At 69.4% G+C, this 15038-nt stretch carries 9 protein-coding genes; 5 read left to right on the plus strand and 4 right to left on the minus strand.

From position 1 onward, the window contains the following. Positions 1-112 precede the first annotated feature (112 nt). The gene (gene pulA / locus RS82_RS11820; RefSeq protein WP_245619597.1) at positions 113-6127 is read left to right on the plus strand and encodes a pullulanase-type alpha-1,6-glucosidase; all 6015 of its coding nucleotides are present in this window, start codon (positions 113-115) and stop codon (positions 6125-6127) included. A 47-nt stretch (positions 6128-6174) separates the two neighbouring features. Here the strand turns inward: pulA and RS82_RS11825 are convergent, their stop codons facing one another. Next, positions 6175-6546, minus strand: a complete 372-nt coding sequence (locus RS82_RS11825; RefSeq protein WP_045299678.1) for a bleomycin resistance protein — start codon at positions 6544-6546, stop codon at positions 6175-6177. 39 nt (positions 6547-6585) lie between these two features. Further along, a complete protein-coding gene (locus RS82_RS11830; protein ID WP_045299680.1) occupies positions 6586-6765 on the minus strand; it encodes a hypothetical protein in 180 nt (59 codons plus the stop codon). A gap of 203 nt (positions 6766-6968) precedes the next feature. Here RS82_RS11830 and RS82_RS11835 point away from each other — a divergent pair, with 203 nt between their 5' ends. After that, on the plus strand, positions 6969-7301 hold the full coding sequence (locus tag RS82_RS11835; protein WP_045299682.1) for a YciI family protein: 333 nt from the start codon (positions 6969-6971) through the stop codon (positions 7299-7301). Between the two features lie 52 nt (positions 7302-7353). Here the strand turns inward: RS82_RS11835 and RS82_RS21080 are convergent, their stop codons facing one another. Then, positions 7354-11187, minus strand: a complete 3834-nt coding sequence (locus tag RS82_RS21080) for a choice-of-anchor I family protein (RefSeq protein WP_045299684.1) — start codon at positions 11185-11187, stop codon at positions 7354-7356. A gap of 210 nt (positions 11188-11397) precedes the next feature. On the opposite strand from RS82_RS21080, the gene RS82_RS11845 reads away from it, so the two are divergent. From RS82_RS11845 to RS82_RS11855, 3 genes are all read left to right on the plus strand, one after another. Then, positions 11398-12570: an acyl-CoA dehydrogenase family protein gene (locus RS82_RS11845; protein WP_045299687.1), complete on the plus strand. Its 1173-nt coding sequence runs from the start codon at positions 11398-11400 to the stop codon at positions 12568-12570. Positions 12571-12595: 25 nt separating this feature from the next. After that, entirely contained in the window at positions 12596-13495 is a 900-nt protein-coding gene (gene mmsB, locus RS82_RS11850) for a 3-hydroxyisobutyrate dehydrogenase (protein ID WP_045299689.1), read from the plus strand. A gap of 191 nt (positions 13496-13686) precedes the next feature. Then, on the plus strand, positions 13687-14478 hold the full coding sequence (locus tag RS82_RS11855) for an enoyl-CoA hydratase-related protein (protein WP_045299691.1): 792 nt from the start codon (positions 13687-13689) through the stop codon (positions 14476-14478). 5 nt (positions 14479-14483) lie between these two features. Here the strand turns inward: RS82_RS11855 and RS82_RS11860 are convergent, their stop codons facing one another. After that, the gene (locus RS82_RS11860) at positions 14484-15020 is read right to left on the minus strand and encodes a MarR family winged helix-turn-helix transcriptional regulator (RefSeq protein ID WP_045299693.1); all 537 of its coding nucleotides are present in this window, start codon (positions 15018-15020) and stop codon (positions 14484-14486) included. Positions 15021-15038: the final 18 nt, after the last annotated feature.

Below are 15038 nucleotides of genomic sequence, written 5' to 3' on the forward strand. Positions count from 1 at the left end.
GACTTCTCATGATGTAAGCGCTTGCAGTTCCTATGAACCGGCTGTTAGTGTCGGCCGCACAACTGCACCGCGGGCACGTCGGCGTGCCCACCGCCCCACCCCAGGAGCTCCCGTGTCGAAGTCGACCTCAGGACGTGCCCGCATCCTCACCGCCAGCCTTGCCGCGGCGGCGCTCATCGTGACGGGGGGAGTGGTCGCCATCGCGCCCGCGGCCGCCGCCGAGCGCACGTTCGCGCTCGTCGGCAGCCTGCAGTCCGAACTCGGATGCGCCGACGACTGGAAGCCCGACTGCGCGGCGACCGAACTCACCGCCACCGACACCGCGGGCGTCTACGCGGCCGAGTTCGACGTGCCGGCCGGCTCGTACGAGTACAAAGTGGCCGTCAACGACGCGTGGGACGAGTCGTACGGACTGGGCGGCGGGGGCGACAACATCCCGCTGACGATCGACGGGCCGTCGACGCTGCGCTTCGTGTTCGACGACAACACCCACCGCGTCGGCCTCGAGGCGAAGAGCCTGCGCGCCGGGTACACGGCGGACGACGACGCGCTCGTCGCCGCGCCGGTGCGGCAGCCGGGAAGCCAGGAGCAGTTCTACTTCGTGATGACCGACCGCTTCGCGAACGGCGACACCGCGAACGACCAGGGCGGACTCACCGGCGACCGCCTCACCACCGGCTTCGACCCGACCGACAAGGGCTTCTACAACGGCGGCGACATCGCGGGCCTGCGCGAGAAGCTCGACTACATCGACGGCCTCGGCACGACCGCGATCTGGCTGACCCCGAGCTTCAAGAACAACCCCGTGCAGGGCGAGGGCGCGAACGCGAGCGCCGGCTACCACGGGTACTGGATCACCGACTTCACGCAGATCGATCCGCACCTCGGCACGAACGCCGAGCTCGAGGCGCTCATCGCCGAGGCGCATGCCAAGGGCATCAAGGTCTACTTCGACATCATCACGAACCACACGGCCGACCTGATCTCGAACACGCAGGGCCAGTACTCGTACATCGACAAGGCGACGAGCCCGTACAAGGACGCCTCCGGCACCCCGTTCGACCCGACCGACTACGCGGGCACCGACACCTTCCCCGAGCTGGACGCCGCGACGTCGTTCCCCTACACGCCCGTCGTGAACGACACGACCGCGAAGGTCCCGGCCTGGCTGAACGACCCGACGCTGTACCACAACCGCGGCGATTCGACGTGGTCGGGCGAGTCGGTGACGTACGGCGACTTCTCGGGGCTCGACGACCTGATGACCGAGCACCCCACCGTCGTGAACGGGTTCGTGGACGTCTACCAGAAGTGGATCGACCTCGGTATCGACGGTTTCCGCATCGACACCGCCAAGCACGTGAACTTCGAGTTCTGGCAGACCTGGACCACCCAGGTGCTCGACTACGCGCACTCGCTCGGCAAAGACGACTTCTTCATGTTCGGCGAGGTCTACGACGCCGACCCGGTGAAGCTGTCGCCGTACGTCCGCGACACCGACATGAACTCGGTGCTCGACTTCACCTTCCAGTCGTCGGCGGTCAGCTACGCCGCGGGCAACAGCGCCAAGGGACTGCAGTCCCTGTACGCGGGCGACGACTGGTACACGACGACCGACACGTCGGCGACGGCGCTGCCGACCTTCCTCGGCAACCACGACATGGGCCGGGTCGGCTACATGCTGCAGTCCACGCCGAACGCGCTCGAGCGCGACCTGCTCGCGCACGACCTGATGTTCCTCGGTCGCGGACAGCCCGTCGTGTACTACGGCGACGAGCAGGGCTTCGCGGGCGCCGGCGGCGACAAGGACGCGCGCCAGACGCTCTTCGCGACGCAGGTGGCCGAGTACCAGAACCAGAAGCTGATCGACGGCACCACTGCCGGATCGGTCGACCGCTACGACACGGCCGCACCGGTCTACGAGCGCATCGCCGACCTCGCCGCGCTGCGCGAGGCTCACCCGGCCCTGGTCACCGGCGCGCAGATCGAGCGCTACGCCGACAGCGGCGCCGGCGTGTACGCCTTCTCGCGTGTCGACCGCGACGAGAAGGTCGAATACCTGGTCGCGCTCAACAACACGACGGCCGCCAAGACGGTGACCATCCCGACGCTCACTGCGAACGCGTCGTTCGCTCCGGTGTACGGCGCCGACGCGTCGGTGTCGACGGATGCCTCAGCGCAGGCTCCCGTCACCGTCCCGGCCCTGTCGGCCGTCGTCTACCGAGCCGGGACGACGGTGTCGGCTCCTGAGGCACCCCTGGCCATCTCGGTGAGCGCGCCGAGCGCCGGTGCCGCTCTCACGGGCTCGGTCGCCGTCAGCGCCGACGTGGACGACGCGACGTGGCAGGAGACGAGCTTCTCGTGGCGCGTCGCCGGGTCCGACCAGTGGCACGCGCTCGGCACCGCCGAAGACACCGACCCGCGCGTCTTCCACACGGTGAAGGGCCTCGCGAACGGCACGCTCGTCGAGTACCGCGCGGTCACGACCGACGCCGCCGGGCACCACGCCGCCGCCTCGACCTACGCGTCGGTGGGCAACGCCGTGTCGCTCGCTGAGGTGGACGAGCCCGAGTCGCCGATCGACATGGTGACCGTGCCCGGAAGCCTCAACTCCGAGATGGGCTGCGCCGGCGACTGGACCCCCGGATGCGAGGCGGCGAAGCTCACGCTCCGCGCCGACGGCATCTGGTCCGGCACCTTCGACCTGCCCGCCGGCGACTACGAGTACAAGGTCGCGATCAACGGCACGTGGGACCTCAATTACGGTGCGAACGGCGTCCCGGGCGGTGCGAACGTCACCATCTCGCACACCGGCGGCCCGATCACGTTCTACTTCGATCCGCGCTCGAACATCGTGCAGTCGACGGTCGAAGGCCCCATCATCACGCTGCCGGGCTCGGCGCAGAGCGAGCTGGGCTGCGCGGGCGACTGGGCGCCCGACTGCCTCGCGACCCTCATGGCCGACGGCGACAAAGACGGTGTGTACGAGTTCTCGACCGACCGGATCCCCGCGGGCGCGTACGAGATCAAGGTCGCGCACGGCCTCAGCTGGACCGAGAACTACGGCGTGGGAGGAGCCCCGGGCGGCGCGAACTACTCGTTCAGCGCGAGCGACGGCAAGCGGATCGTCTTCCGCTACACCCTCGCCACCCACGTGCTCGAGATCGAGGTCACCGACCCGCCGCTGGCCGGCGTGGGAGAGCAGCGCGCGCACTGGATCGACGCTCGCACGATCGCGTGGCCGGCCGACCTCGGCGCCCTCCCCGCCGACGCCTCGTGGCAGCTGCATGCCTCGGCCGACGCCTCTGTGGTCCTCGCGGACGGCGAGATCACGGGCGGCGACGCCATCGACCTCACGGTGATCGAGGGTGGCCTGACCGCCGAACAGAAGGCCGAGTTCCCGGCTCTCGCGGGCTTCGTCGCACTCCGTGTGCCGGAGGGAACGGATGCCTCGGCCCTCGTCCGAGGACAGCTGGCGGTGTCGCAACGCGATGCCGAGGGCGTGCTCTCGGGATTCACCGGGGTGCAGATCCCGGGTGTGCTCGACGACCTGTACGCCGACGCGGTGGCCGACACCGACCTCGGCGTGACGTTCCAGGGCAAGAAGCCCACGTTCCGGCTGTGGGCGCCGACCGCGCAGAGCGCGACGCTGCTCACGTGGGACGCCGGCACTGACGGCGACCCCGTGCGCCATGAGGCGACGTGGGATGCGGCATCCGGGATCTGGACCGTCGCGGGTGCGAAGTCGCTGAAGGGCGACGAGTACCTGTGGGAGGTCGTCGTCTACGCCCCGACCACCGGTGCGATCGAGACGAACGACGTCACCGACCCGTACTCCGTCGCGCTCACGACGAACTCCGAGCGCTCGGTCGCGATCGACCTCGACGACAAGGAGTGGCGTCCGAAGGCGTGGGAGAAGACGAAGGCGCCCGTGATCGACCGCCCGGTCGACCGCGCGATCTACGAGCTGCACGTGCGCGACTTTTCGATCGCCGACGAGTCGGTGCCGGAGGCCGAACGCGGCACGTATCGTGCCTTCACCCGTGACAGTGCGGGCACGAAGCAGCTCCGCCAGCTCGCCGACGCCGGCATCAACACGGTGCACCTGCTGCCGACCTTCGACATCGCGACGATCGAGGAGGACCGCTCGCGGCAGGCCGTGCCCGACTGCGACCTCGCGTCGTACGCGGCCGACAGCACCGAGCAGCAGGCGTGCGTCGAGAAGATCGTCGAGGCCGACGGCTTCAACTGGGGCTACGACCCGTTCCACTACACGACGCCCGAAGGCTCGTACGCCGTCGACCCCGAGGGCGGCGCGCGCGTGGGCGAGTTCCGTGAGATGGTCGGCGCGCTGCACGGCATGGGCCTGCAGGTCGTGCTCGACCAGGTGTTCAACCACACGTCGGCCTCGGGACAGGCGCCGACGTCGGTGCTCGACCAGGTCGTTCCCGGGTACTACCAGCGTCTCAACCTCGCGGGCGGCGTCGAGACCTCGACGTGCTGCCAGAACGTGGCCACCGAGCACGAGGTCGCTCAGAAGCTCATGGTCGACTCGGTCGTGACGTGGGCCCGCGACTACAAGGTCGACGGTTTCCGCTTCGACCTCATGGGCCACCACTCGAAGGAGAACATGCTCGCGATCCGCGCGGCGCTCGACGAGCTGACGCTCAAGAACGACGGCGTCGACGGCAAGGTGATCTACCTCTATGGCGAGGGCTGGAACTTCGGCGAGGTCGCGAACAACGCCCTCTTCGAGCAGGCCACGCAGGGGCAGCTCGGCGGCACCGGCATCGGAACGTTCAGCGACCGCCTGCGCGACGCCGTCCACGGCGGCAGCCCGGTCGCCGGCGAGACGATCCAGCAGCAGGGTTTCGGCACCGGCCTCGGCACCGACCCCAACGGCGCGCCGATCAACGGCACGACCGAGCAGGCCCTCGCGGACCTCGCGCACCAGACCGACCTCGTGAAGCTGGGCCTCGCGGGCAACCTCCGCGACTACACGCTGACCGATCACACGGGTGCCGTGAAGGCGGGCGACGAGCTCGACTACCGCGGCTCGCCGGCCGGATACGCCGACCAGCCCGACGAGATCATCACGTACGTCGACGCGCACGACAACGAGACGCTGTACGACCTGTCGGTGCTGAAGCTGCCGGCCGACACGACGATGGCCGATCGCGTCCGCATGAACACGCTGTCGCTCGCGACCACGGCGTTCGCGCAGACCCCGTCGTTCTGGCACGCCGGCACCGAGCTGCTGCGCTCCAAGTCGCTCGACCGCAACAGCTACAACTCGGGCGACTGGTTCAACCGGATCGACTGGACCGGCCAGGAGTCGACCTTCGGGTCGGGTCTGCCGCGGGCGGCCGACAACGAGACGTCGTGGGCGATCAAGAAGCCCCTGCTCGCGAACCCGGCGAACAAGCCGGCCGCGTCCGACATCGCCACGGCCGAGGCATCCGCTCTCGATCTGCTCCGCGTGCGTGAAGAGGTGGGGCTGCTGCGTCTCGGGTCTGCCGAGCTGATCGGCGAGAAGGTCACGTTCCCGAACAGCGGGCCGGATGCTGCACCCGGCGTGCTCACGATGCTCATCGACGACCTCGTCGGGGAGGACGTCGACCCCGAGCTCGAGGGCGCGCTGGTGGTGTTCAACGCGGGAGTCGAGCCGACGACCCAGACGATCTCGTCGCTCGCCGGTCGCTCGTTCTCGCTGACGCCCGCGCTCGCGAACGGCTCGGATGCGGTCGTGAAGACGACCACGTGGGATGCCTCGACCGGGACCGTGACGGTGCCCGCGCGGTCCGCGGTGGTGCTGGTGGACCGCGAGCCGATCGCCACGACGACGCTCGTCGCGCCGACGAAGCTGCTGCTCAAAGCGGGCGGCAGCGTGACCGTGGCGGGCAAGGTCACCGCCGCCGACGGGTCCGCGCCGGTCGGCACCGTGACCGTCACCGACAACGGCAAGGTCGTGGCGAGCGTCGAGCTCACCGCTGCCGCGAAGGGCAAGGTCGCGGTCGACGTGAAGCTCTCGGGTCGGGGCGTCCACCTCCTCCGCACCGCGTTCGCCGATGCCGGCGACTACGAGGACTCGCGGGCGGCGATCCCCGTCCCCGTGCTCGTGTATTGACGATTCCGCCGGGTGGGCGCATCCCACCCGGCGGAGCCGACGCGGGCTCACTGGAGCAGTGAGCCGATGCGCAGCAGGTTCCCATTGCGGTCGACGACGGCGAACTCGCACATGCCGTAGTCGGTGTCGACCGGCGCGACGATGCGGCTGCCCGAAGGTGGATCGGGTTCCACGCGGTCGGCCCATTCGGCGTGGAGCTGCCGGGCGTCGTCGACGTAGAGGTAGCACATCGACGCAGTGGACAGCGGGTCGACCGTCGGATCCTCCGTGAAATGCAGCTCGATCGCGCCGCGCCCGATGATCAGGTACTGCCACTGCTCAGGCGGGGCGCCGCGGTTCTCGAACCCGAGCCGCTCGAAGAACGACAGTGTCTCGGCGAGGTCGCGGCTGAGGAGGATCGGGACGGCGCGCTCACTCATTCCGGCAGGCTAGCGCGATGCCCCGGCGGGGCGACGGAGCTAGAGCAGCTCCATCAGCTGCGGGCCGAACACGGCGACGGCGGCTGCGGCGACGCCTGCCACTCCGATGGCGGCGATCGTCACGACGACGATGTTGCCGCCGATCGTGAGGAGCAGTGCGGCGGCCGTGGACAGCTCGCGGTGGCGGGTGACCGGGACGGTGGATGTGGTGCTGACCATGCCTTCGACGCTACGGAACGGGTCGCGGCGCCGCGTCCACCCCGAGTCTCATCCGGGTCCACCCGGAGGATGATCTCCCGCACCGGGGAGGGGGACGAAGAGGCGTCGGAAAACTCCTCGGGTGATTGTCGAGATCGCCGTCGGTCGTGCGACGACCGGAGTGAGGCTGGCGGACGGCCGCCCACAACCGGAAGGATCACCCCATGAAGTACATGATGTTCGTCGTCACATCGCTCGAGCCCGATGCCGAGACCGACGAGTCCGATGTCGACCTGTGGGTCGACCCGCTCGACGCCAGCGGCAAGCGCGTCATCGGGGAGGTGCTCGCGCCGCAGGCCGACTCCACGGTGGTGAAGGTGCGCGGCGGGAAGGTGCTCACCAGCCGCGGTCCGTACGTCGAGACGGCCGAGGTCATCTGCGGCTTCGACATCCTCGAGGTGGAGGACCTGGAGGAGGCGATCGAGATCGCGTCCCGGCATCCGATGGCACGAAACGGCCAGCTGGAGCTGCGCCCGTTCATGGTCTGGGACCAGTGACGCGAAGAGGCGGCCCCCACCAGAGGGTGGGGGCCGCCTCGGATGCGGTGTGTCAGCCCGCGGTGCTGTCGCGACGCTTGCGGATCACGAAGAGCGCGGAGCCTGCGACCATCAGCAGCGCTGCGCCCCCGGCGGCGATGCCCCATGGGAACTCCGAGCCGGTGGCGGCGAGGGCACCGGGAGCCACGACCGTGACGCCCACCTCGATCGGGTCCAGACCCGCTGACGTGATCACCAGGCGATGGTCGCCGAGCGCGATGTCCGACGGGATCGCGACGGCGAAGCTCAGACGGCCCTGCGCGTCGGCTGCCGGGATGCCCGAGACCACGACCGGGTCGCTGAAGAGCGTCGCGGCCACCGTCTGATTCGGCTCGAGGCCCGAGAGTGCGACGCGCAGCGTGCCGCCCCGCTCGACACGGCCGGAGCCCACATCGACCTGCGCCCAGTCGCCGCCGCGCTGCACGCCTGCCGCCGGCGGGTTGCCGCCGGGGTTCACGGGCGTGGGCGGGGTGGTGCCGGGATCGGTGCCCGGGCCCGTGCCGGGATCGGTGCCGGGGTCGGTGCCCTCGACCGGGGGGTGCTCACCGATCAGGTACGCGCGGTTCGCGGGCGACGGCGCGACCGGTCCGCCGGCGGCGGCGAAGAAGTCCACCGTCGCCTGCAGGTCGATCTGGCCCGAGTCGAGCACGTTCTCACCGTCGGCGAAGGAGAAGAAGTTGTCGCCACCGGCCGAGAGGAACGAGTTCGTCACGACGCGGAAGGTGTCGGTCGGGTCGACTTCATCCCCCTGGTACTGCATCGACACGACGTGCGCACCGCGGGCGGCCGCCGGGTCGTACTCGAAGGTGAAGCCCTTCGAGACACCGAGGGCGAGCTTCGGGCGCGAGGCGCCGTCGGGCTGCCACTGCTGCTCGAGGATCTCCTTGATCTGCGCGCCGGTCAGGTCGAGCGTGACCAGGGTGTTGCCGAACGGCTGGACGTTCGCGACCTCGCGGTACGACATCGCGCCGTTGTCGTCGCCGAACAGCAGGTCATTGCGCAGCCCGCCCGGGTTCATGAATGCGATCTGCGCGTCCTGACCGCCGTAGCCCGGGTTCGTGCTCGTCGCCCACAGGTAGACGTCGGCGACGGTGTTGCCGAGTGTGGAGTGCGCGCCGCGGTCCTCGCTGCCGGTCGAGGTCTTGCCGCGGAGGATGTCGGCCGTGATCGAACCGACCTGTACCTGACCCTTCTCGTTCGCGACCTTCGCGGCGTCGTCGACGATCGACGTCGTCTCGGTCTGCGGATACGCCACGTGCTGGCTCACGACCGAGTCGTACAGCGACACGGTGCCGCCGGTGATCGACTCGAGCTCGCCGGTCTCCGTCAGCTCGATGTCGAGCGTGCCGAGCGCGGTGCCGTACTGGTGCGCCTGGATGACCGGGCGACCGCCGATCTCGTGCGCATACCGCTGGTGCGTGTGCGCCGAGACGATGGCGTCGATGTCGTCCGACGCGTTCTCGACCAGGTCGCCGAACGCGTCGCCCGACTGGCTGGCCTCGATCGCCGAGCTCGCGGCGCCCTCGTGGGCGAGCAGGATGACGACGTCGGCGCCTTCGGCCACCGCGTCCGCGGCCGCGTCGTTGGCCGAGTCGACCAGGTCGCGGAACTCGATGCCGGCGATGCCGTCGGGGCTCACCATGCCGGCCGTCTGCGTCGTGACGACGCCGACGAACGCGATCTTCGTGCCGTTGACCGTCTTGATCGTGTACGGCTGCAGAGCGTGCTCGTCGGTGCCCTTCATGAAGACGTTGGCGCCGAGGGCGAAATCGCTCATCGCGTCGGCGTGCTCGTCGCTTTCGAAGCTCGGGATCACGTCGTTCACCAGATCGTCGAAGCCCTGGTCGAACTCGTGGTTTCCGACCGCGCTGGCGTCGAGACCGGCGGCGACGAGCGCATCGATCGTCGGGTCGTCGTCGTCGATGAACGACTCGAACGCCGAGGCGCCGATGTTGTCGCCGGCCGAGACGAACAGCGTGTTCGGGTTCTGCTGACGGTACTTGTCGACCGCACCCGCGAGAACCGCCGCACCCGCGACTCCGCCGGTCTCCTGCACGAGGCGACCGTGGAAGTCGTTGATCGTCAGCACGCGCACGTCGGGCTGCGAGGCGGTGAGCTGCTCGACGTCCCACACGGTGGTGGTGCCCGAGACCTCGCTGCCCACGACGAGCTGCGGGGTGCCCGTCGACGAGCGCAGTGCGGAGATGAACTGGATGCCCTCAGGGCCGAGATCGCCGGCCGCGGCGGTCTTCACGTCCTGCGTGTAGTCGCGGTTGTTGACGTACGTGACGAACTGCGCCGCCGCGGGATCGGTGATGTCGTAGACCATCACGCCGCCGACGCGCTCGAGGCCGACGAAGGCGTAGGTCTTGCCGCCGACGACGCCGATCGTGACGTTCTCGGGCTCCGGGCCCTTGTCGTCGCTGCGGTCGTTGCTGGTGTTGTTGTCATTGCTCGCGTTGAACACCAGGCCCGGGATCTGCGACGTGATCTGCTCGAAGTCGTCGCCCGAATCGAACACGAGGTCGCCCGTGGTGTCCCAGATCGAGAACGAGCGACCGCCGTAGGCGTACAGCTCGCTGTAGCAGTCGGCGCCTTCGGCCTTGCCGAGATCGGTGACCACCTTGAGGCGACCGAGGACGTCGTCCTTCTGGATGTTCGCGATCTCCGAGAGCGGACCGGTCGCGCAGATGCCGGCGAGGCCGTCCTTGCCGAGGTCCTTGACGCGGGCCTCGTCGATGAAGTAGGAGTCGGTGCCCTCCACACCCCACTCGCGCGCGTCGCCCTCGTTCGCCGTGACGAGGTACGTCGCGGTCTTGCCTCCGACGGTCGCCTGGAACGACTGGATGCCGTCGGGCATGTACAGGCCCTTGAGGCCGGGGTACGTCTTGATGTTGACGGTCGGAGCGCCCTGCGGGTCGCGGTCGCTCGCGTCGAGACCGTTGCCCGGGGTGCCGTAGTCCTTGTACCCGAGCGGGAGGATCGAGGTGACCTCGGGCTTGGTGAGGTCGATGACGGCGATCGCGTTGGCCTCCTGCAGTGCCGCGTAGGCGGTGGTGCCGTCGACCGTGATGTACTCCGGCTCGAGGTTGCGGCTCACGCGGTTGGCCGTGAGCGGCTTGTCGCCCTGGTCGGGTGCCGCGACGTCGGGGCCGAACACGCGCACCTCGGGGGCGAGCGTCTTCGCGCCGCCCGCCTCGAAGGCGCCGAAGCCGGCGGTCTTGACCGCACTCTGGGCCGGAGCGGCGACGCCGGCCGGAAGCGTCACGACGCTGACCGAGCCCTCGGGGTCGAGCGAGAAGTCGTCGGCGGGCTCACCCTCGTTCGCCACGACCGCGTACTTGCCGTCCTTCGAGACGGTGACCATGTCGGGAAGGGCCCCGACCTCGACCTCTCCGAGCACCGCCGCTTCGGCAGAGTCCTCGTTCGCGTCGAAGAACAGGAGGTGGCCCTTGTCGGTCTTGGTCTCCGCCTCGAACGCGACCACGCCGAGACCGTCGTCGCGGACGGCGAGCGAGTTCGCGACGCCCGTCGAGGCGATCGAGAACAGCTCGGCCGGGTGCTCGGGGTCGGTGTTGTCGAGCACGACCACGGTGCCGGCCTGCGCGTTGACCACGAACAGGCGGTCGCGGTAGGCCTGGACGATCTCGGCGGCGGACTCCGCGTAGACGCCGGCCTCGTGCGTGCCGAGCGGGGTCAGAGCGAGTGCGGCGTTCGGGGCGGAGTCGCTGAAGTAATCCGGAACGAGCGCGGCGGATGCCGCGGTGCTGCTGGTCAGCGCGAGCGCGCAGACGGCCGCGGTCGTCGCGGTGAACGCGACGGCGCGGCGGAAGAGATACGAAGGCATGCGTGTCCTCATGAAAAGGGGGTGACGGGTGCGACACGGAATGGAACCCAGCGTCCAGACCGAATCGGTTCGAGCCTCTCTAGCGAAGGTGACCCCGGGGTGAACAGCACAAGACGAGTCGGTTGCACGGATTACCGAGCAAGTACATGGATGTCCTAGTATTCTGGAAGTCGTGACGAAGCCGTCACCCTGACTCACCGGAGAGACGTAATGGACGCCACCCCTGTCCCCGTGCTCGCTCCCGTCGCCATCAGCGAAGACGAGCGCGCAGCCATCATCGAAGCCGTGCGCGATTTCGCACAGTCCGAACTCGCGCCGCACGCGCTGGAGTGGGACAGGGCATCGCACTTCCCCCGCGAGACGCTGCAGCTCGGCGGCGAGCTCGGCCTGGGCGGCATCTACGTCCGCGAGGACGTCGGCGGGTCGGGCCTCACGCGCTCCGACGCGGCCGCGATCTTCGAGGAGCTGGCGAAGGGCGACCCCGCCATCGCCGCCTACATCTCGATCCACAACATGGTGGCGTGGATGATCGACACGTACGGCACCGATGCCCAGCGCCATGAGTGGCTTGCACTCCTGACGTCGATGCAGGGCTTCGGCAGCTACTGCCTCACCGAGCCGGGTGCAGGATCCGATGCCGCCGCCATCGCGACGAGCGCGATCCGGTCCGGCGACGAGTACGTGCTGACCGGAGTCAAGCAGTTCATCTCCGGCGGGGGCGAGGCATCCGTCTACATCGTCATGGCCCGCACCGATGCCGACGCCGGCGCCCGCGGCATCACCGCGTTCCTCGTGCCGGCCGACGCCCCCGGGCTGTCGTTCGGGCAGCTCGAGCACAAGATGGGCTGGAACGCCCAGCCGACGCGGCAGGTGATCCTCGACGAGGTGCGCGTGCCCGTCGCGAACATCCTCGGCGGCGAGGGTCAGGGGTTCAAGATCGCGATGTCGGCGCTCGACGGGGGCCGCATCAACATCGCCGCGTGCTCGCTGGGCGGCGCGCAGTGGGCCCTCGACCGCGCGGTGAAGTACGTGCACGAGCGCTTCACCTTCGGCGAGCCGCTCGCCGAGAAGCAGGCTGTCGTGTTCGCCCTCGCCGACATGGCCACCGAGCTGCGCGCGGCGCGCGCGCTCGTTCGCGACGCCGCCGCGGCGGTCGACGCGAAGGCCCCCGACGCATCCATGCAGTGCGCGATGGCCAAGCGGTTCGCCACCGACGCGGGCTTCACCGTCGCGAACCAGGCGCTGCAGCTGCACGGCGGCTACGGTTACCTCCACGAGTACGGGATCGAGAAGGTGGTGCGCGATCTGCGTGTGCATCAGATCCTGGAGGGGACCAACGAGATCATGCGCGTGATCATCGGCCGCCAGCTGCTCGCGCACTGACGCTCTCAGGACGAGGAGGTCCGACATGAAGGTCGCATTCCTGGGGCTCGGCCATATGGGCCTGCCCATGGCGCGGAATCTCGCCGGCAGCGGACACGAGGTGGTCGGCTTCGACGTCTTCCCCGCCGCGGTCGACGCGGCGCGAGAGGCGGGGCTGATCGTCGGGGATTCGGGAACGGATGCCGCCACCGCTGCGGACGTCGTCATCACGATGTTCCAGACCGGCACGCAGGTGCTCGAGGCCTATCGGGGTTCCGGCGGAGCTCAGGGGCTCCTCGACGTCGCGGCATCCGGAGCGCTGTTCATCGACTGCTCGACGATCGCCGTCGACGAGGCGCGCGCCGCGCACGCGCTCGCCGAGGCGGCCGGGCACCGCTCGCTCGACGCCCCGGTGTCGGGCGGGGTGGTCGGAGCCGAGAACGCCACGCTCGCGTTCATGGTCGGCGGCACGGACGACGACTTCGACGCCGCCCGGCCGCTCCTGGAGGCGATGGGCCGTCGCGTCGTGCACTGCGGCGGCGCCGGGCTCGGCCAGGCCGCGAAGGTCTGCAACAACATGATCCTCGCGGTGTCGCAGATCGCGGTGGCCGAGGCGTTCGTGCTGGGCGAGCGACTGGGGCTCTCGCACCAGGCACTGTTCGACGTGGCCTCGAACGCGTCGGGCCAGTGCTGGGCGCTGACGACGAACTGCCCCGTGCCGGGGCCGGTGCCGACGAGTCCGGCGAATCGCGACTACCGGCCCGGATTCGCAGGAGCCCTCATGAACAAGGACCTGGGTCTGGCCGAGCAGGCGATCCAGCTCACAGGAGTGGATGCCCGCATGGGCATGCTCGCGCGCGAGATCTACGCCCACTACGCGGACGGCCCCGGCGCGGGCCAGGACTTCTCCGGCATCATCAACTCGATCCGCGAGTTCTCAGACTGACCCCCCCGCCCCCCTGCCCCGCGGTCGCTCCTGAGGCGCCGCCCCCCGAGCCCGAGCAACAACCGACTGCGGAGCGAGTGCGTCTCTCCGCTCCGCAGTCGGCTTGTGCGTCGGAGTCCACAGGACACCGACCGGAAGTGACTGCGGAGCCGAGGCTTTACGATCAGGACGACTCAACCGAAGGAGCAGAGATGACCGAGGACCAGGCGGCCGAGTACGAGACGATCCTGGTCGAGACTCGCGGGAGGGTGGGGTGGATCACCCTCAACCGGCCGGAGGCGCTCAACGCGCTGAACTCGCAGGTGTGCCGCGACGTCGTGGCCGCGGCATCCGTCTTCGATGCCGATGAGGGGATCGGCGCGATCGTCGTGACAGGCTCGGAGCGGGCGTTCGCGGCCGGCGCCGACATCAAGGAGATGGAGTCCAAGAACGGGCTCGAGATGCTGATGGGCGACCACTTCGGCGGCTGGACGCAGTTCGCCGCCGTCCGCACCCCTGTCATTGCGGCCGTGTCGGGCTACGCGCTCGGCGGCGGCTGCGAGCTCGCGATGATGTGCGACATCATCCTCGCCGCCGACACCGCGAAGTTCGGGCAGCCCGAGATCAACCTCGGCGTGATCCCCGGCATGGGCGGCTCGCAGCGCCTCATCCGTGCGGTCGGCTACTACAAGGCCGCCGAGCTCATCCTCACGGGACGCATGATGGATGCTGCGGAAGCCGAGCGGTCGGGACTCGCCTCGCGCGTCGTGCCCGCGGCCGACCTGCTCGCCGAGGCGCAGAAGACGGCCGAGGCGATCGCGTCGAAGAGCCTCCCGTCGCTGTACGCCGCGAAGGCTGTGCTGGACGCCGCGCTGGAGACCCCGATGGCCGAGGGCCTGCGCCTCGAGAAGCACGTGTTCGCGAGCCTCTTCGACACCGCCGACCAGAAGGAGGGCATGGCCGCCTTCCGCGAGAAGCGCGCTCCGGAATTCAAGGGCCGCTGACCGGGTCAGAGGGGGTCAGGCTGGGGTCTCGGCTCGGTGAAGTCGCCGGCGTCCTTGCGGAAGCGCGCGATGATGCGCACGAGCTCGGTCGTGTCGGCGTCGGTGAGGCCCGGATCCTCGAAGACTTCGGTGTTGAGGGCCGTGGTCGCACGCTCCACGAGCTCGCGCCCGGTGTCCGTCAGCACGAGCATCGCCGCACGGCCGTCAGCTGGGTGCGGCTCTCGCGAGACGAGCCCGTCGCGGGCCAGTCGGTCGACCGTGTTCGTGACGCTGGTCGGGTGCACCTGCAGGCGGGCGATGGCACTGGCCATCGGCATCCGTCCCTCTCTCGTGAAACCGAGCAGGCGCAGCATCTCGTACCGGGCGAACGACAGGCCGAACGGCCTCAGAGCGGTGTCGATGCGCGCGAACAGGAGCTGCTGCGCGCGGATGATCGAGGTCACGGCGGTCATGCCCGCGGCCGCGTTCTCCCAGCCATGGGCGATCCACTGGCGCTTGGCTTCGGCGATCGGGTCGACCGGAAGACGCCTGGGTGCTGCCATGTCGACCTCCTCGTCCCC

The organism is Microbacterium trichothecenolyticum, from assembly GCF_000956465.1.
Taxonomy (GTDB): Bacteria; Actinomycetota; Actinomycetes; order Actinomycetales; family Microbacteriaceae; genus Microbacterium; species Microbacterium trichothecenolyticum.